This window comes from Ruegeria sp. YTSA064 (assembly GCF_059610325.1).
The window spans coordinates 1-18176 of record NZ_JBXWNK010000023.1 but is presented as its reverse complement, the minus strand read 5'-3'; the positions used below and the strand labels follow the sequence as shown (position 1 = coordinate 18176).

At 56.5% G+C, this 18176-nt stretch carries 19 protein-coding genes and 1 tRNA gene; 8 read left to right on the top strand and 12 right to left on the bottom strand.

Translation table 11 applies throughout. The features are described from left to right. Together AC2FI7_RS22470 and AC2FI7_RS22465 are read left to right on the top strand one after the other, a co-directional pair. A partial coding sequence (locus AC2FI7_RS22470) for a carbohydrate porin (protein ID WP_496833700.1) occupies positions 1-699 on the top strand: 699 nt, incomplete at its 5' end. 48 nt (positions 700-747) lie between these two features. Continuing rightward, entirely contained in the window at positions 748-1989 is a 1242-nt protein-coding gene (locus AC2FI7_RS22465) for a membrane dipeptidase (protein WP_010442445.1), read from the top strand. Between the two features lie 152 nt (positions 1990-2141). On the opposite strand, the gene AC2FI7_RS22460 is transcribed toward AC2FI7_RS22465, so the two are convergent. Both AC2FI7_RS22460 and AC2FI7_RS22455 read right to left on the bottom strand, forming a co-directional pair. Next, positions 2142-2217, bottom strand: a tRNA-Val gene (locus tag AC2FI7_RS22460). Between the two features lie 84 nt (positions 2218-2301). Then, positions 2302-3555: an aminotransferase class V-fold PLP-dependent enzyme gene (locus AC2FI7_RS22455; protein WP_010442444.1), complete on the bottom strand. Its 1254-nt coding sequence runs from the start codon at positions 3553-3555 to the stop codon at positions 2302-2304. Positions 3556-3744: 189 nt separating this feature from the next. Between AC2FI7_RS22455 and modA the strand changes: the two genes are divergently transcribed. The 3 genes from modA to modC are packed head-to-tail and all read left to right on the top strand — an operon-like array spanning position 3745 to position 6282. Then, positions 3745-4497 (top strand): molybdate ABC transporter substrate-binding protein, encoded by a 753-nt coding sequence (gene modA / locus AC2FI7_RS22450; RefSeq protein WP_010442443.1) that lies wholly within the window; start codon positions 3745-3747, stop codon positions 4495-4497. A 4-nt stretch (positions 4498-4501) separates the two neighbouring features. After that, positions 4502-5194: a molybdate ABC transporter permease subunit gene (modB, locus tag AC2FI7_RS22445; RefSeq protein ID WP_010442442.1), complete on the top strand. Its 693-nt coding sequence runs from the start codon at positions 4502-4504 to the stop codon at positions 5192-5194. Then, a complete protein-coding gene (gene modC, locus AC2FI7_RS22440) occupies positions 5191-6282 on the top strand; it encodes a molybdenum ABC transporter ATP-binding protein (protein WP_010442441.1) in 1092 nt (363 codons plus the stop codon). The genes modB and modC overlap by 4 nt, the downstream gene beginning before the upstream one ends. A gap of 3 nt (positions 6283-6285) precedes the next feature. On the opposite strand, the gene AC2FI7_RS22435 is transcribed toward modC, so the two are convergent. Then, positions 6286-7197 (bottom strand): Hint domain-containing protein, encoded by a 912-nt coding sequence (locus tag AC2FI7_RS22435; RefSeq protein ID WP_010442440.1) that lies wholly within the window; start codon positions 7195-7197, stop codon positions 6286-6288. 1 nt (position 7198) lies between these two features. Then, positions 7199-7711: a toxin-activating lysine-acyltransferase gene (locus AC2FI7_RS22430; protein WP_480456266.1), complete on the bottom strand. Its 513-nt coding sequence runs from the start codon at positions 7709-7711 to the stop codon at positions 7199-7201. Between the two features lie 191 nt (positions 7712-7902). Between AC2FI7_RS22430 and AC2FI7_RS22425 the strand changes: the two genes are divergently transcribed. After that, positions 7903-8310: a hypothetical protein gene (locus AC2FI7_RS22425; protein WP_010442438.1), complete on the top strand. Its 408-nt coding sequence runs from the start codon at positions 7903-7905 to the stop codon at positions 8308-8310. 3 nt (positions 8311-8313) lie between these two features. Here AC2FI7_RS22425 and hemF read toward each other — a convergent pair whose 3' ends face one another. Genes hemF through clpS form a run of 4 tightly spaced genes read right to left on the bottom strand, consistent with a single transcriptional unit; the run spans position 8314 to position 11355 of the window. Beyond that, the gene (gene hemF / locus AC2FI7_RS22420) at positions 8314-9198 is read right to left on the bottom strand and encodes an oxygen-dependent coproporphyrinogen oxidase (RefSeq protein ID WP_010442437.1); all 885 of its coding nucleotides are present in this window, start codon (positions 9196-9198) and stop codon (positions 8314-8316) included. 5 nt (positions 9199-9203) lie between these two features. Then, on the bottom strand, positions 9204-10004 hold the full coding sequence (locus tag AC2FI7_RS22415) for an SDR family NAD(P)-dependent oxidoreductase (RefSeq protein ID WP_010442436.1): 801 nt from the start codon (positions 10002-10004) through the stop codon (positions 9204-9206). A 37-nt stretch (positions 10005-10041) separates the two neighbouring features. Beyond that, positions 10042-11004 carry a class I SAM-dependent methyltransferase gene (locus AC2FI7_RS22410; RefSeq protein ID WP_010442435.1) on the bottom strand — a complete coding sequence of 321 codons (963 nt, stop codon included), beginning with the start codon at positions 11002-11004 and terminating at the stop codon, positions 10042-10044. A gap of 9 nt (positions 11005-11013) precedes the next feature. Continuing rightward, positions 11014-11355 (bottom strand): ATP-dependent Clp protease adapter ClpS, encoded by a 342-nt coding sequence (clpS, locus tag AC2FI7_RS22405; RefSeq protein ID WP_010442434.1) that lies wholly within the window; start codon positions 11353-11355, stop codon positions 11014-11016. Between the two features lie 94 nt (positions 11356-11449). Between clpS and AC2FI7_RS22400 the strand changes: the two genes are divergently transcribed. Then, entirely contained in the window at positions 11450-12151 is a 702-nt protein-coding gene (locus tag AC2FI7_RS22400; protein ID WP_010442433.1) for an HAD family hydrolase, read from the top strand. A 280-nt stretch (positions 12152-12431) separates the two neighbouring features. After that, a complete protein-coding gene (locus tag AC2FI7_RS22395) occupies positions 12432-13811 on the top strand; it encodes a D-alanyl-D-alanine carboxypeptidase family protein (RefSeq protein ID WP_010442432.1) in 1380 nt (459 codons plus the stop codon). Between the two features lie 64 nt (positions 13812-13875). Here AC2FI7_RS22395 and AC2FI7_RS22390 read toward each other — a convergent pair whose 3' ends face one another. The 4 genes from AC2FI7_RS22390 to AC2FI7_RS22375 all read right to left on the bottom strand — a co-directional run bounded on the left by AC2FI7_RS22390 (position 13876) and on the right by AC2FI7_RS22375 (position 17769). Beyond that, positions 13876-15123 (bottom strand): hypothetical protein, encoded by a 1248-nt coding sequence (locus tag AC2FI7_RS22390; protein WP_010442431.1) that lies wholly within the window; start codon positions 15121-15123, stop codon positions 13876-13878. Positions 15124-15253: 130 nt separating this feature from the next. Beyond that, the gene (locus AC2FI7_RS22385; protein ID WP_010442430.1) at positions 15254-16015 is read right to left on the bottom strand and encodes a LamB/YcsF family protein; all 762 of its coding nucleotides are present in this window, start codon (positions 16013-16015) and stop codon (positions 15254-15256) included. 12 nt (positions 16016-16027) lie between these two features. Further along, positions 16028-17023 (bottom strand): 5-oxoprolinase subunit C family protein, encoded by a 996-nt coding sequence (locus AC2FI7_RS22380; RefSeq protein ID WP_010442429.1) that lies wholly within the window; start codon positions 17021-17023, stop codon positions 16028-16030. Next, entirely contained in the window at positions 17020-17769 is a 750-nt protein-coding gene (locus AC2FI7_RS22375; RefSeq protein WP_010442428.1) for a 5-oxoprolinase subunit B family protein, read from the bottom strand. Before AC2FI7_RS22375 ends, AC2FI7_RS22380 begins: the two co-directional genes overlap by 4 nt. Positions 17770-18176: the final 407 nt, after the last annotated feature.

Below are 18176 nucleotides of genomic sequence, written 5' to 3'. Positions count from 1 at the left end.
TGGGCGCTGCAAGTCGGCCAGATTGATGTAACGGACTTTGTGGATATCTACGGGTTGGTAAGCCCCTACAGTGGTTTCCAAAACCTGTCTTTCAATACCAACCCAACTATTAACACGCCCAATCAAGGCCTTGGCATCGCCGGTGGGGTAAAGCTGAGCGAAAACTTCTACGCTGTTGCGAGCGTCTCAGATGCAAACGCCGACCCGTCTGATCCAAACTTTGATGTGTTTAGCGATGGCAATCTCTTCAAGTCACTCGAACTTGGTTACACCTCTGGCTTTGATCGCATTTACTTCGACAATATCCACCTGACCCTTTGGCATGCGGATGCAGCCGACGATGGCAGCCGCCCTGAAGATTATGGGGCCGCGTTCTCAGCGGCTTGGTTTGTTGGCAATACATGGATGCCATTCTTTCGGGCAGGGGCCTCAAAAGGGACAGCGGCGCTTTACGATCGGTCGGTTTCTGCGGGTCTGGGATATTACGGTCGCAATACCGATCTGGCCGGGCTGGGCCTGAACTGGGCCGAGGCAAGAGGCATAGACGGTGATCAATTCACTCTGGAAGCATTCTACCGGTTTTCAATCTCGCCCGGACTGCAGATCACGCCATCACTGCAGTTCATTTCTGACCCGCTGCTGAACCCCACCCAGGATAGCATTACGCTGTTCGGTCTAAGAACCCGGATCGTTTTCTGACGGGTTCGAATGTGGCGCTAATAACAAAACAGTTAGGGAGGTTCTGTCATGAAGACCCTGTTGGCCGTAAGCGCTATCGCGATCACTTTTAGTGGCGCACTGCACGCGAGCGAAGAAAGCAAGACATGGGATGCGTCAGAAGAGGCGAAGCAATTCGTGCAAGACACAATCGTCCTCGGCATGTTGGCCAGCCCCTACGGCACTGGTTGGACCGACTACGACCAGCTTCATACTTACTTCGCGCGTGCTCGGGACAACGGCATTACGGGGCACGAAATGACGCTCGCGGCAGCAGATATGACCTTTGAAACCCTGCTTGAACAGCATTATCACTTTCGCTCGGCAATGGCGCAGCAACCGGAAAACTACCTGATCGTCAATGAAACCCGAGATATCGAAGCCGCCCATTTACAAGGTAAGACGGCCGTCATCTGGAACAGCCAAACCGCCACAATCCTGAACGGTGATCTTAAGAAAATGGCATTGCTAAAGGATATGGGGATCAAAAGTATGATCCTGGCTTACAATGACATTTTCCGAACCGGATCGGGGCAGTTGGCGGCCTATAACGGGCGCGACATTGGTCTGACGCCTTGGGGGAAGTCGGTCATCGATGAAATGGTACGGTTCGGTATCCTGCTCGACCTAAGCCACACGGGTTCAAAAACGGCCAACGACGCCATGAACTATATGGATGAGACCTATCCTGGCGTGCCTTATGTCTATACGCACTCTGTCCCAGCTGGGCTTTATGCGAACGAACCTAACGCCACGCCACGTGGATGCTATCGAGCCATTCCGGACGACGAAGCGCTACGCGCGGCCCAATCAGGTGGTTATATTTCTCCGACCTTCACCGAATGGATGATGGACGGTGTTTGGCCCGAGGATATCTCGCCCAAGCAGGCTGCTGATATGATCGACTACTATGTCCAACTTGTCGGGATCGACCATGTCGGGATCGCAACGGACGACATGTTTTCGACCGAGCTTGTTGTACAATTCGCAACTGCAAACGCGAGCATGTACGATGATGGCGGCTACATGATCGACGCGTTCAACAAAGGAGCCACCGGTAACGGAGAACTTGCCAAAATCCTTGCAGCGATTACCGATGACCTTTGGGCGCGAGGCTACTCAAACGAGGACCTTGCAAAGATTTATGGTGGCAACAAGATGCGAGTTTATGCGCAAGTTTGGGAAGGCAAACCGCCTGAGCAATTCCTGCAAGAATACCCCGAGCGTCTGCGCTTGAGGCAAGAACTTCGTGATGGGTTCTATTCGCGTTGATCCGCCCGTGTATTTTTCCAGGGCCCAAATCAGCTCTCTTGGAGAATTCTTTTCCCATCAAAGGTGGTAAAGGCGCAGAGAAGACAGCTTCACGCGCAGGACAGCAAGCCGGAGCGAGCCAACAAAATTCTTGGTACATTGTGGGGAAAGGATGGTGGGTGATGAGAGACTCGAACTCCCGACATCTTCGGTGTAAACGAAGCGCTCTACCAACTGAGCTAATCACCCGTGAGGGCTCATGTAGCTAAGCCCGTGCGCGGGCGCAAGAGGGTAGGGCACAATTTCTTCTGCAAATTTGTATCGCGCTACAGATCAGAGTTTCATGTCCTTGAGAGCGGCCAAGAGCTGCGCGACCTCATGTTCGGTGTTGTAGTGGCACAGCGAGATGCGGATACAGTCGTTCAGGCCTAAAGGTATCAGCACATTGCCGCTGTAGTGGTCCGCTTTTCGGGTATGGGTACGGATGCCTTGTTGGTTCAGCCGGGTCACCACATCCGCCGACGGAAAACCCTCGACAGTGATCGAGACCAGACCTTCGCGCGCGGGATTATCGGCACCAGCCAGGATCGTGATGTGGTCCATATCGCTCAGACCGGGCAGGTTGCCTGTACCTTTGATCATAGCATTGGTCAGGTGTGTTTCGTAGGCGTGTATCGCATGGCCGGCGGCCCGGATGCGGTCCCTGCGATCGGTTTCCTCCGAGACCTGTCCGCCGAGCCAGTCGAAATAGCCGACCACGTCGGTCATCGCGGCGTATGAGCCGGTGTCTCTAGTGCCAAATTCCCATCCGTTTGCTGGGGCGTCGATCAGCTGGTCGTGTGGCAGGGCGGTTAAGCGGTTCGAGATCCAGGCGATGCCATAACCGTGACGTGAGAACACTTTGTAAGGCGAGATCGCATAGCCATCGACGTCGTAGCTATCGATATCCATCTGGCCATGGGCTGCGTGCTGAATGCCGTCGACGATTATGAAGCAATCGGGTGCGACAGCGCGGATGACACGCGCTATGGCAGCCACATCCATCCCCATGCCCGTTACAGGCGAGGCGTGCAGGATCGTGGCGACGGCCACATCCGGGGTCATCAGCGCAGCATAGTCTTCGGCGGTGACAAGGCCCGTTGCGTCGTCATGGGGCACATTGACATAGTCAAGGCTGGCGATTTCAGCCCATCTGCGTGCGGCGCTGCGACTTGCGGGGTGTTCGATGGAGCTGCCGATCACCTTACCCCCCTTCGGTGCATTCACGCAGGCCGTGCGGATCATGCGGAACAGCAGCTCTGTCCCGCTTTCGCCGACAAAGAACTGACCTTCCGAGGCGTTCATGAAGACAGATAAATCTGCCTTCGCGCGGTTGATGATATCGACCAGCGCATGACTGGCGACGTTGTCCCGCCCCTGATTATCCGGGATCGCAGCGAATTTGGCCGAGGTGTCGATCACCGTATTCAGGGTCAGTGCACCGCCTGCATTTTCAAAGAAAATGCGTGGCCCCTGAAACGGGCAGGCGTCGACATGGGCAAAGCGTGAGCGGATTTCTTCAATCAGTCCGGGAGTCTGGTGCAGCATGTTCAACGGTTCCTGTCTTGGTTTGGCTCACATCAGCCTGAATGCCTGCCGGGTTCAATCCCAATTGCGACAGAAACGCGTGTCGTAGTAGAACCAGATGTCTCCTTGCGCCGGGAAAGGGCCTTGCCTGCCCCGTGTCGCCTCCGATATGCCCAGAGAGACTGCAACCCTTTGAACCGGAGGCACAAGATGCGCTGTCTGATTGCGGCTCTGGCGTTATGCACGCTGATCGCAGCTCCGGTTCGGGCCGAGGGGGTGCTGGTCTTTGCCGCGGCCAGCCTCAAGACCGCACTGGATGCCATCGCACCCGGGTTTGAGGAAGAAACCGGGTACAATGTCACAGTGTCTTACGCCGCTTCATCGGTATTGGCGCGGCAGATTCAGGTTGGGGCCCCTGCAGATCTGTTCATATCGGCCAATGAAGAGTGGATGGATGTGCTGCAAAGCGAAGATTTGATCGATACTGCTTCGCGGGTGGACTTGCTAAGCAACGGGTTGGTGCTGATTGGCACGCCGAGTTCGGAAACCGCCGAAATTGGAGCTGGGTTTGATCTGCTCTCCCAGTTGGATGGGGGTTATCTGGCGTTGGCATTGGTCGATGCCGTTCCTGCAGGTATCTATGGCAAGGCTGCCTTGCAGGGTTTGGGCATGTGGAACGAAGTACAGTACCAGATCGCACAGACAGATAATGTTCGCGCAGCACTGGCGCTGGTGGCGACGGGTGCTGCACCGCTGGGAATTGTGTATCGTTCAGATGCAATTGCCGAGGATCGGGTGGGTGTGATCGGAACAATCCCGCCTGAGCATTATCCGACAATTGTCTACCCTGCAGCCCTGACCCGCACCGCAAATCCAGATGCGCAGGCATTTCTGACCTATCTGCAAGGAGAAACCGCGCAGGCAGAGTTTCTGAGGCAGGGTTTCACCCTGCCGGACGGGTGACGAGATGGGGTGGTTGGGACCAGCAGAGATCGAGGCGTTGCACCTGTCGTTGCGCGTGTCGCTCTGGGCGACGCTAATAACGCTGCCATTCGGAATCTTCGTGGCCTACGCCTTGGCGCGTTGGCGCTTTCCGGGGCGGCAAGTGTTGAATGGTCTGGTGCATTTGCCGCTGATCCTACCTCCGGTCGTAACCGGCTATCTGTTGCTGCTGACATTCGGCATTCAGGGGCCGCTGGGTGGGCCGTTGGCCGAGCTTGGTATCGTTTTCGCGTTCCGCTGGACCGGTGCGGCGCTTGCAGCTGGGATCATGGCCTTTCCACTGATGGTGCGCGCGATCCGTTTGTCGATTGAGGCGGTGGATCCCAAACTGGAGCAGGCCGGGGCTACGTTGGGTGCGTCGCGTCTGATGGTCTTTGGAACGGTGACGCTGCCGATGATCCTGCCTGGGGTTATCGCAGGCGCAATACTGGCCTTTGCCAAAGCGATGGGAGAGTTCGGGGCCACGATCACTTTTGTTTCAAATATACCGGGCCAGACCCAGACTCTGCCTTCCGCCGTCTATGCGTTTTTGCAGGTGCCCGGGGGTGAGGCGGCGGCGACGCGATTGGTGATCATCTCGATCATAGTCGCCATGGGGGCGCTGCTCTTGTCAGAATATGTGGGCCGCCGTGTGGCCAAACGGGTGGCAGGGTCATGAGTCTGTCTGTTCGCATGCAACATAATCTGCCGGCTATTGCGCTCGATTTGGATTTTGAAGCGCCTCCGGGTGTCACAGTCCTTTTTGGGCGCTCGGGTTCCGGGAAGACCACGGTGGTCAATGCCGTAGCCGGGTTGCTGCGTCCCCAAGCGGGACGTGTTGCAGTGGGTGATTGGGTTTTGTTCGACACGGATTGCGGGGTTTGGCTGCCGCCACATCGGCGGCGATTGGGATACATCTTTCAGGAAGGCCGATTGTTCCCGCATCTGACTGTGCGTCAGAATCTGAACTATGGTCGTTGGTTTGCCCCGCGCGAAGTACAGCGCGAAAACCCGGATCGCGTGATCGAGATGTTGGGCATCGGCCACCTGCTGGATCGGCGCCCGGCTATGCTGTCGGGCGGTGAGAAACAGCGCGTTGCCATTGGCCGCGCCTTGTTGGCCAGCCCGCGCCTGATTCTTGCAGACGAGCCCTTGGCGGCACTTGACGATGCGAGGAAGGCGGAAATCCTGCCCTATTTTGAGCGGTTAAGGGATGAGGTCTCGGTTCCAATCCTTTATGTAACACATTCGGCAGCCGAGGTTGCGCGGTTGGCGACGTCGGTCGTGGCGCTTCAGGATGGGCAGGTGGTACGCTTTGGCCCTGCATCCGAAGTGCTGGCCGACCCGTCAGTTGCCCCCGCCGGTGTGCGCGCCGTGGGTGCGGTGCTAAGCGTTCGCGTGGCGGCTCATCACAATGATGGTTTATCTGAATTGGACGCAGGCGGGGCGCGGTTGTTCCTGCCGCGCATTGCGCACCGTATCGGCGAAGACCTGCGTATCCGTATCCCTGCGCAAGAGGTGATCTTGTCGAACAGACCGCCAGAAGGGCTGTCAGCGCTGAACGTGCTTTCGGGGCAGGTCGAAAAGATACGGCCAGGCGAAGGGCCTGGTGCCATTGTGTCGGTCAACACACCTGCTGGGATTGTTCTAGCCCGCGTGACCCGGCGCTCAGTCGCGGCCTTGGGGTTGCAGCAGGGCAGCAGTTGTTATGCGGTGATCAAGACTGTCGCGCTGGCCCCACAGGATGTTGGTGGGCGGGTCGTCTAAGGATTAGGCAAGCGCGCGTGCCTCATGCTCGCGCAGAATAAGGCGCGCGGCATTTCCGAATCCGTTGTGTTCGTCTGTCGCGCGGTCGGGGAAAATCTCGACGAGTTCTTGCAATGCGTCAGACGAAAGCGTGTAAAGAGTTTCTTCACCCAGAAATAGGCTTTCAGCTGGCGCCCCTTCGGCGGTTAGAATCTCGTGCCTGTCCAAAAGGATATGCAAATACTCGACAGGCTGGTCGCTTGTTTCGATATCGATGCCCGGCCAGGAGCAAAGGTGTTTTGCGGCGACCAATACTTCGGGCGCACCAAATAGCATCTGGACCTTGGGACCACTTATCAGAATTCGATGCTGTTGAGAGACCAGAAGATCACGGGATGGAATATCTGGCCCAAGACTGCCTGCAGTAAGCCGCACCGGTCGCATTGAAGGGTTCGCACGTAATCGCCCATGGTCCAATCGGCTGCTTTCGATCCAGCGGATGGGCTGCAAGCCGTGATCGGCGGTCAACACTTCGTCATTCACCTGAAGAGTTTCGATCGGTTGCGAACCGACTTCGGTCTCGATCAACGTGCCTGCAGTAAAACACACACCTTCAATTGTGATGGTGACATCGGTTGTTTCCGGAGCTGCATTAAAATTAAAGCCGAAGACGCTGACGACGGCGTTGACTTCAACCGTGAACGTATCGGTGACGATTTCGCCATTATCCAAACTGTCGAAAAAGGTAGGGTCGACCGTATAGGTCCATTCGCCTGTAGCTGGATCTATGCTGGCTGTCCCGTGATCGGGCGGCGTCTGGATTGACCAGTCCTGCGAGACGATGGTGGCACCGCTGGTAATATCAAGATCACCGGTTGCCACATTCGGTGGATCATCTGTCACCGAACCTGTTGTATCGCCGACTATCGAGACCATGTTATGATCCCTCCTGCTCTAGCACTCGCGCGAATTCATTTTTTCTGTAAAGGCGCATGTGCACCTCAGCGTTCTGGTCACGGGTCCATTCGACGATTCGGTTTCGGGTCAGGTCGCTGTCCATCCGGTTAGTGCGCACCCGGGGATGTGGGATCTCGCGTTTTAGCATCTCGACAATTTGGTTGGTCTGACCAAACGGAGCGACCATGTCGATGATCCAGAAAGACGTACCGCTGGTGAAATCGGTGTCATTCAACGGCTGTTCCTGTACCGCATAGCGATGTTCGGCTTCAGGGCTTAGACCGGCGAAAGTCACAAACCCGCGCGGAAATCCGTTTTGCCGAAAGATATGATACTGCCCCAGACGCAAGGGCGTTTCAAAGGCATAAAGCGCCTGACCTAAGTTGCGATCCCGATGTGTTTTGGTCAGTGCCGCGAGATAAAACACTGCACCGAAATCGGCGTATTTTTCAGGTGAAATGTCGAACCAGTCTTTTGGAAATGACGTCTGCACGGGTCACTCTGGAAACTACGGTTCCTCAGATCATAGCGCGGATCATATTCAATGAAAGGATATTCATGGTGGGTAACCAAGAGCGCACGAATTCGACATTGTACCAGAAGCAAGAATGCTGTCATGGTATGTTATTGATTGAATTCACGCTTTGACGGCGTCGATCGAAGTTATCGAATGAGGTATTGGATATGCGAATTCTGAAGCTTGCATGCCTGGTGGCTGCTTTGGTGTCCCCCACACTTTCACAAGCCGTTGGCTTCGGCGTAGGTGTGCGGCCCGCATTTCGAACAACAGTCACGCCATTGAATGATGGCACCTACGAGGTGGCTGCGATCGGTACATCAGCGCCGGTGGCCTATTGGTGCGGGATCGGTGATTTTGCGATCAGGACGCTACGGACATCGGCGACCCAACGTATCTATATCTCGAAACCCTATGAGAGAGGTGCCCGTACGGTGCAATTTTCTCTGTCACCGCCTGAAGGGGCTGAAGATGTCACAACATATTCCGTCACGGTCAAAACCGTAGGAGCAAATATGACGGCAGGGTCGGCTCAGGGATATTGTTATGACAATTTCATAGATTTTGGTTTCTGACCATCAGATCCATTTCGCCAGCGGCGGCAGGCTCATGAGAACGGCATCGGGATCATGCCCGGTTTCCAGACCAAACTTGGTGCCACGGTCGTAAACCAGATTGTATTCCGCATAGAGGCCACGATGTACAAGCTGCGTAGTCTTGTCCGTGTCATTGAAACTCAGAATTCGACGCTTCTCGACCAGAGGAAAGAACGCTGGAAGGAATGCGCGGCCAATATCCTGGGTCAGGGAGAAATCTGCCTGCCAGTCGCCAGTACAATAGTCATCCATGAATATCCCACCAACACCTCGTGCGCGTTTGCGGTGGGGGATGTAGAAATATTCATCGGCCCAATCTTTGAGGCGTGGATAATGCGCCGCACCATGCGGATCCAAATGAGCCTTTTGAGTGGCGTGGAAATGAGAGGTGTCCTCGTCATATTCGATGCAAGGGTTCAGGTCGGACCCGCCACCGAACCACCAGGCATGCGGTGTCCAAAACATTCGTGTGTTCATGTGAACCGCAGGCACATGCGGGTTCTGCATATGTGCCACCAGGCTGATGCCAGACGCCCAGAAACGCGGGTCATCTTTCATTCCGGGAATGCCCTTGCGCGCAGCCATCGCATTCTGCGCGCGTTCGCCTAGTGTGCCGTAAACGGTTGAAACATTAACGCCCACTTTTTCGAACACGCGACCGCCGCGGATAACGGACATCAAGCCGCCACCAGCGTCCGAGCCATCGTCGGATTGGCGGGTGGTTTCTTTCACTTCAAAACGGCCCGGTTGATTGTCTGAGAATGGGCCAGCGGCGTGGCTTTCCTCAAGCGCTTCGAACGCCATGATGATCTCATCGCGCAATTGGCGAAACCATGCGGAGGCGGTGTTTTTTTCTGTGTCAAACATCGATGTCAATGAGCTGGTGCCGCGACCGGGTCTAGCAGGGTGCGGCCGCCGTCAATGGTCAGGATTTGCCCTGTCATGAAACCCGCGGCATCCGATGCAAGGAACTGCGCTGTTTCGGCCAGTTCGTTAGGTGCTGCAATTCGCGCCAGGGGCGTGTGTTTTTCGATATCATCACGGAAGTCGCGATTTTCCTTCAATGTGGATTGCAACGAGGCGCTCATTACCGATCCCAGAGCAATTGAGTTCACGCGGATGCGGCTCGGCGCCAATGCTACAGCAAGCGAACGGGTCATCTGATCCAGCGCGGCTGTTGAGACCGAGTAGGCCATCAGGTCCGGGTGGGTTCGGCGCGCAGCAATCGAGGACAGGTTGATGATCGAACCTGCAGGGTTCTCGGTGTCACCATCAGCCTGTTTGATGAACCGCTTGGCGATCAGTTGGCTCAGTCTCAGCGCAGGCATCAGGTTCTGGTTCAACAATGTACGGACCGAGTCATCATCCGCGTCGAGCGGGTCTGAAGGGATGACCTGCCGTGCGCCATTGATCAGGATATCCACTTGATCGAAAGCATCCAGCGTTGCCGAGAGTAGGTTGGCGATGGTTAGCTTTTCGCGCAGATCGCCCGCAAAATAACGGATATTGCTGTCATCCACCTGTTCACCCAGCTCTTCAGACAGGCGTTTTTCATCCATGTCGGCAAACATGACATTGGCACCTGCATCCGCAAAATGCCGCCCGATGGCAAGCCCGATGCCGTTGGCACCGCCGGTGACGATTGCGGTCTTGCCCGCGATTGAAAAGGACATGCGAATCCTCCTGAGTTCTGGCGCAGGTTAGCGGGCCTCAGCCCCGAGGGCGAGAGGCATGAAATACCTTGAATCGGTTGTCTCCTGCGACTTCTTCAACGCGCGTGAAGAACTCGGCCAGGGTGGCTTCGTAGGGTAGGTGGCGATTGGCAACCATCCAGAGTTGCCCGTTGCGTGTTAGGTTTCGTGCGGCGTTTGCGATGAATCCCTGCCCAAGGGCCGAGTCAGCACTGCGCGAGGTGTGAAACGGCGGGTTCATGATCACCATGTCCAGTGGCTCGGGTGCGGTCCAATTGGTTGCGTCGGCCCAGTGGAACTGCGCACGAGGGTCGGTGACGTTGGAGCGGGCACAGGTGAGTGCGGTGTGATCCGCCTCAACCAAATGCAGGCTGTGCAAGGTGTCGTCGATCAGCCCGGCGGACAGAAAGCCCCAGCCTGCGCCCAGATCAGCAATGCGCGTAACGCGCTTGGTTGGCAGAGACCTCTGCAGCAGGGCTGAGGCAGGATCGATACCGTCAGCGGAAAACACACCGGGTGCGGTGTGGAATCCGTCGACCATTTGGTTTTCAGGCGCAGCCCAGTCGGCAAACGCGTCCGCATCAGACTGAAACCAGAAAATCTTGCCATGCGCTTTCGAAATCGGCCCGTTGATTGCGACCCGCTTGCGGATGTCTTTCAGCAAACTGTCGACGCCATCGGTTTTGGCCCCGTCCACCACAATGATCCCGCTGGCGCGGCTGCAAGCCTGATGAACCAACGCCCGGGCCAGCGCTTTGGCACGCGGCAGGAAGACGACAGCATCCTGGCTGGGCGCGTCACTGTTGGGCGTTGCCACAAAACCTTGCGCGGCAAAATGATCGTGAAAGGGTTTGAAGGGTTGTACCACCTGCGTCTCGTGCGGCAGGTCCGACAGATCGTTATTGGGGGTTGGGGCCAGCACGGTCAGAGGTTGTGACAGGCTGAGCCCGCTGCTTAGGGCAAGTTCAAGGCGAGGAGACATGGCCGCGCGTTATTCTTCGCGTTCCATGGTGCATTGCAGCGGGTGCTGATGCCTGCGCGCGAAATCCATCACTTGCCCGACCTTGGTTTCGGCAATCTCATGGCTGAACACGCCAACCACTGCGACGCCTTTCTTGTGCACGGTCAGCATGATTTCGAACGCCTGCGCATGGGTCATGCCGAAGAACCGTTCCAGCACATGCACCACAAACTCCATCGGCGTGTAATCGTCATTCAGCAGCAACACCTTATACAGTGGAGGCCGCTTGGTCTTGGGACGCGTTTGCACCATGACCGACGTGTCGTCGTCCTGGTCGTCCTTGTCCGACATGATCCACTGGTGTTCGCGCATTACTGTAAGAGAATCCCGATTCAAGCTTCGGTTTGTTTGAGGGCTTATATAACGTCACTGTGGTCAGAGAAAAGAGCTACGAGTCGGAATCGCAATGCAGGACAAATTGACCACAATCGCGTTCGATGCGGATGACACGCTGTGGCATAATGAGCGGTTTTTTCAACTGACGCAGACCTATTTTGCCGAATTGCTGGCCGATCACGCCGAGCGCGATCACCTGATGGAACGTCTTCTTGCCGCTGAAAAGCGGAACATCCAGCACTATGGGTATGGCATCAAGGGTTTTACCCTGTCTATGATCGAGACAGCGATCGAGGTGACCGAAGATCGCGTCCCTGCGCGCGTTATCCGCCAACTTGTTGAAGCGGGGCAGGAGATGCTGGCGCATCCCATCGAACTGCTCCCCCATGCGCGCGAGGCCATCGAGTCGGTGGCCGAGACGCACAGGGTTTTGCTGATCACCAAGGGCGACCTGATCGATCAGGAGCGTAAGCTGGCGCAATCCGGATTGGGTGAGTTATTTGACGGGATCGAAATCGTGTCCGAGAAAACAGCGGCGACTTATTCGACGATTTTCGCGCAGCATGGGGATGGTCCCGAGGCCTCGATGATGATCGGAAACTCGATGCGGTCTGACGTGGTGGCGCCCATCGAAGCGGGGTGCTGGGGCGTGTATGTGCCCCACGGGCTGGTCTGGGAAATTGAGAAGGCTGAAACTCCGGCCGGCAATCCCAGATTTTGTGAGTTGCGCGATCTGGGCGATCTCTCGGCTCTGGTTGCCCGGATTTCCTGACCTGTTGCCGTTTCACATCAGTTGCGAAAAATTCGATGGATTGGCTTGCCTGATTTTTGGCGTAATCGCGGGTTTGGTGTCTGGGCGCGCAACTACTACCACATGTAGTGCAGTGATGGGTCGGAGTGGGTGTAACGACACGCAGCTTTCAGTTTCTTTAAGCCCGTCCCTGTGTTAGCCTGACCAATATCAAAACAAAAATTGCTGACCGGGAAAACCCGGCGGCGCGAGGCAGACAGAGGCAAAGATCGTGCAGATTCGGCGGACAGTTCCGGCCCGAATGGGCTTATTCCTTATAGCATTTCTGTGGCTGCTTTCTTTTGCGCCACTTCAGGGCATGGCTGCCCCCTACGCGGCGATGGTTATTGACGCGCGCACCGGGGAAGTGCTGCATTCCCGCAATGCCGACACGCGGCTCCATCCGGCATCGCTGACCAAGATGATGACGCTCTACATCGCGTTTGAGGCGGTGCGGAATGGTGAGATCACATTGGACACTCAGGTTCGGATCACCAAGAAGGCGGCGGCTGAACCTCCGTCCAAGCTGGGGTTGCGTACCGGCCAGCGAATCGCGTTTCGGTATCTGATCCGGGCAGCAGCAGTGAAATCGGCCAATGATGCAGCTACAGCAATTGGTATCGCGCTTAGCGGATCCGAGGCGGCCTTTGCCCGTCGTATGACCCGTACCGCCAAGGCGATGGGGATGAGCCGGACGACTTTTAAGAACGCTCATGGCCTGACCGAGTCGGGTCACTTGTCCACCGCGCGCGACATGACCACGCTGGGCCGTCATTTGCTGTACGATTACCCGCAGTATTACAACCTGTTCTCGCGCCAATCGACGCATGCCGGGATCAAGACCGTTCCGAACACCAACCGCCGGCTGCTGGCTGCCTATAAAGGTGCAGATGGGATCAAGACCGGCTATACTCGCGCGGCCGGATTTAACCTGGTTGCTTCGGCCAAGCGCAAGGATGAACGCATCATTGCCACGGTCTTCGGCGGCAAGTCCGGCGCATCGCGCAATGCGCGTGTAGCGGAGCTTCTGGATATGGGCTTCCGCCGCGCACCTTCGCGTGCTCCAATCCGCAAGCCAGCCCGCCCATCCTATGCAGGTAATGCGGGCTTGGGCGCTGTACAGGTCGCTCAGGTTGGTCCACCGAAGAAAAGCTTGCGCCCGGTACTGCGTCCTACGGAAGCCTCTGCTGTGCAAGTTGCAGGTGCAGTTGCCGAAACGGCCGAGAAAAATGGTTCCCGTATTCAAGACGGTATTGCTGCCGCCATCGCTGCAGCGGATATCGCACCTGCGGACAGCGCAACACGACCGGTTTCGCGGCCTGAGGATGTGGTTCTGGCCTCGGTTGAACCGGCCAGACAGCCAGAGCCGGAACCCGAAGTGGTTACCCGCCTGTCAACATCCGGCGGTCACCTGTGGGGTGTCAATGTGGGCCGATACACCACGCGATACGAGGCCGAGAAAGTTCTGTTGAAAACCGCGCTGTCGGAAATGACCACTTTGGAAGGCACTTTGCGCAAGGTGAACCAAAGCGCGCGCGGGTTTGATGCGACCTTTCAGGGCATGACCCGCGAACAGGCCGATCTGGCTTGCCGCCGGTTGCAGGCGCGCAACGTCACATGTTTCATGATCGGGCCGTCATAAGACCCGACATACTCTCCTGGATGGGTCTGGGCTGCGATGATCTCGCAGCCCTTTTTTCATCCGATCAGTCGAAAACGTGACCATGCTGGTACTGTTCGTCCTGCCCGGCGGCAGCGGTCAGGGCAGCAACATTGTCTTTGGTAAAGAAGCCATCATAGTGATGGCAGCGCTCGATATACTCAGTGATCAGCAATGTATGTTTCGAGTGCTTCGAGAAGATCTGTTTAAGATTCGGATCGTCTTTGCACTCGCCCACCACATGGGCAAGAAATGGCACACCTTTGTCTTTGAGTGTATTCACTACGAAATCGACATTTTTCTCACCTGCGGCATGATCACCATCCTGAATCTCGACTGCCATGTGGTGCAGGCGGCGTCCAAAGTTGCGCACGAAATCCTCGGTCGGCATCGGCAGTTTGGCGAAGGAATTTACGAAGGATGGCGTGTTGTTGGCAGTGAAGACCTTGGCGGGGGATTTCTTGTCGTCATCCACATTGGCGTTACGGTTCACGTTGGTTGACGAGTTCATGTCAAAGATGTTGTACGCCCCCCAGAAATAATAGGGGACCATGGTCAGAAACTCAAGGATCGCGTCCTCGCGCTCTCCAGCGAGAACCCGCGTGGCGAGGTGATCGATCCCCAGCATCAGCGGAGAGATTTTGCTGTCGGCGCCAAAGGCTGCGGCCTGATCCAGCCGCGCTTGTTCCGCATCGCTCAGCATCACGCGATCGCCAAGCCCCAGACTGTCGGTGTCGTTGAAATCATGCGTTGAATAGCCGACGCGGTTGCACGTGAAATCCGACGGCGTCGTAAACCGGTAACCGTCCAACGTGTAGAATGGGTTTTCCGTATCCCCGGAATATTCGAACCGAATATTCTGATCCTCCAGCGTTCCCGTCAGGTTCTTCAAATCGGTGGCGCCGTAAATCTCACCCACGTAGCGCGTCTGAGGCGTGCCGCGCGCCAGCGGGTACATTCTGTTGATGCGGGGAATGAAATCTTCGAACGCCGAACTGAGCGGAGCCATCAGGATCAGCGCCGGGTAATCGGCATGTGAGTGCATGACCGCGAACTTATGCGTCTGGCCCAGATAGCTGGCAGTATGGCGATAGGGGGTCATTACATAAAGTTCGACCAACGTGTCGAACAGCGCATCGGTTTCAACCTGAATGACGATCGCGCGCATCGCGCCTACCTGATCCGCGATGCCCGAGCTGATGCGACGCTCGTAAATCCTGGGCAGATATTCGGTGAAGAAGTCCGAGTTTTTCTTGTCGCCCCTTGGCTGGTAGGACATCAGATCGAAAGACATAGGCTCATCTCCTTGCGGCGCGTTGCTTGGATTTGTGGTAGTCAGATCATGCACTTGCCACTCATGCTAGGCGCTAAGGCCTGCATGGGCAACAGTTTGGAGATGGGGTTCCAAAGTTACGTTGTTGTGACTAGCGGATGAACTTTGTGACCTCGACACCGCCTGCGATCAGGTTCTCGCGCACGGAGTGCGCGATCTGAACCGCCGTCGGGCCATCACCATGCAGGCATATCGTATCAATTGAAGTCTCTAGCCGCTTGCCGGATTCGGTGATTATCGCACCTTCTTTCACCATGTTCAGTATGCGCGGCCCTGCCATCGCGGGATCATGGATGACCGCCCCCGGCAAGGATCGGTCTACCAGCGTGCCGTCGTCGTTGTAGGCGCGATCCGCAAAGATCTCACCCACCCATTTGCAACCTAGCTCGCGCACAGCTGCTTCCTGCTTGGTCACCGCAAGCACCATTATGATGATGTCGGGGTCGACATCCAGCGCGCCCTGATAACAGGCGCGCGCCATGTCGATATCGGCCGAGCACATATTGGCCAGTGCGCCGTGCAATTTGAGGTGCCGGACTTTTGTACCTACGGCCTTGGCCATACCGATGGCCGATCCGAGTTGATAACGCACAAGATTGCGCAAACTGTCATGAGGCACTTTCATGTTTCGACGCCCGAACCCCTGTAGATCGGGAAAACCGGGATGCGCGCCAATACCAACACCGTTCTCGGTCGCCAGAGTCATGGTCTTGGCCATCACATCCGGGTCACCGGCGTGAAAGCCACAGGCGATATTGGCCGAAGTGATGATCTTCAGCAGACTTTCATCATCCCCCATGTTCCAGGGGCCAAAGCTCTCGCCCATATCTGCATTCAGATCGACGCTCGGCATCGCGATAACTCCTTATTCGGTGGCGGAGATCATTCCGCTGATCAATTGGTAGGACAGAAGGTCCGGGATGTCATGTGGATCGCGGACCAAGGGTTCGACGCGCCCCGGTATGCGGGCCAGTTCGGCGTCAAAAGCGGCTTGTAGTGTCACAGCTTGTTCCATCGATACAAACTCGAACCGAACCTCGCCCCCCGCCGGGGTCTGTGCCGCGCGGGGCAGATCACAGGGTAGGACGGTTGCGATGCGCGGGTAGCCTCCGGTGGTCTGGCATTCGGGAAGTAAGATGAAGGGTGCACCGGTACCGGTCATCTGTATATCGCCGGGGGTTATAACTTCTGAAAGGATGTCTAACTGGCCTTTGGCAGCGAAGCCGTCGCCTTCGCTATCTAGCTGCATGCCCATCCGGTTGGCCCGGGCGCCACGGTAGAAAGTCGTTCGTGTAAACCGCGCAAGTGTACCTTCATCGAACAGCGCAGTCTGAAAGCTGGCCACGACCCGCAGCAAGCCTCCCGAGAATCTATCGTCGGCACGCAACTTCAGGCCCGTCGTTCCTGCTCCAGGTGCGGGCAGTCGATCGCCGGCCCGAACAGCGCGCCCGATCCTGGCGGTCAGATGTGCCGCGCGAGAGCCCAGTGTCATTTCGGTCTCGACCCCGCCGCCCAAGTGTAGATACCCATAACTGCCCTGTTGAACCGACCCGATAACCAGTCGCTGTCCGACCTCCATCTGGTGCGAGGCATTCCACAGAACCGGGCTGCCATCGATACTGGCCTGCATAGGTGCGCCGGTTAGCGCGATGGCGGTTGGCACGGTTGCCTCGAACTCGCCCCCGATCCCCGCCATTTCCAGTGCTGCGCAGTCTGGGGCGTTACCCAGTAAGGCGGCTCCTTCGTAAAGCGCCATTACATCTGCGGCACCCGAACGTGACAGGCCTTGATCCAGATACCCAGTACGCCCTTGATCCTGAACCGTGCAAGCTGGACCGATGCGATGGACGATCAGCGTCATGCCGTGATCTCCTTGCAACTCGCACCGCCAGAACCATCGGTGCAGGTTCTCCGGATATCCTCAAGTTCCTCGCGCGAGACAGAGATGAACTGCATCTCATCACCGGGGTTGAGGGCAAAGCTCTGCTCCATGTCCGGGCGAAAGCAACGGAAAGCGGTTTGCCCTACATGGCGCCATCCGGTTGGAGTTGGCCCTGAGAACAGAACAAATTGCGAAATTGCCAGAACCAACGCCCCCTCGGGCACCATTGGCGTCAGCTCTTTCAGGCGTGGAATGTTGAATTCGGGTCCTAGTGGCCCAAGATAAGGTTGGCCCGGAGCGAACCCGATGGTTAGTACCCGCACGCGCGATTGGCTGAGACGATCGATGGCGTCTGCAGTTGACAATCCGGCTGCCAGCGCTGCGTCTTCTAGCTGTGGCGCAAGATCGGTACCGTAGACTGTCGGTACTTTCCAGAATCGTCGCCCCGCAGGCAAGGGTGCGGCGTACCAATCGCGGCTGTCCAACATCGCGCGCAGCAACTCTTCGATGTCGTGATGCGACAGGCTTGAGGGATTGAACCGTATAAATGCAGATGCCAGCGAGGCCGACGTCTCAAGCACACCGTCGATCTGTTGTTCTTCGACCGCGCCGCGAAATGCCAGAGCGGCGCGGTTGGATGGCTCGGACATGGTTTGCGCAAAAGTCACCAACAGACCGTCTAATCCAACGGTTCGTAGCAGGGGAAACTTAGTGTCAGTCGTCATATCACGGTCACAGGCGTATCGGTTGAACTTCTGAGAGACCTGAGCCTATCCATAGCCAATGCGCAAGGCCTTGTAGGATAGTTGGGCAATGCGCTCGGCGGCGCCGATGCTGGATGCGATTCCGGGATTGGAAATGAATCGCTGCTTCCCATCGAGTCGGTCCAGTCTTGTGGAGGTGGCGTAGTGCACTCACTATATATAGGGTTTGAACCAACACGCACTGAAACCTGAGCGGTATGCCTGATAGGTTTGAAGGATGCTTTTAACAGTTTTCGGTGAGATTGATAGTTCGTAAGTTATTGATATATTGATATAAAAAGCGAAATTGAAGTTTTTTACGACTTTCTTGAATTTTCCACTTGCGCGTTGAATGTGTAAGGCATAGAACGCCCTTCACCGGCGCTGCT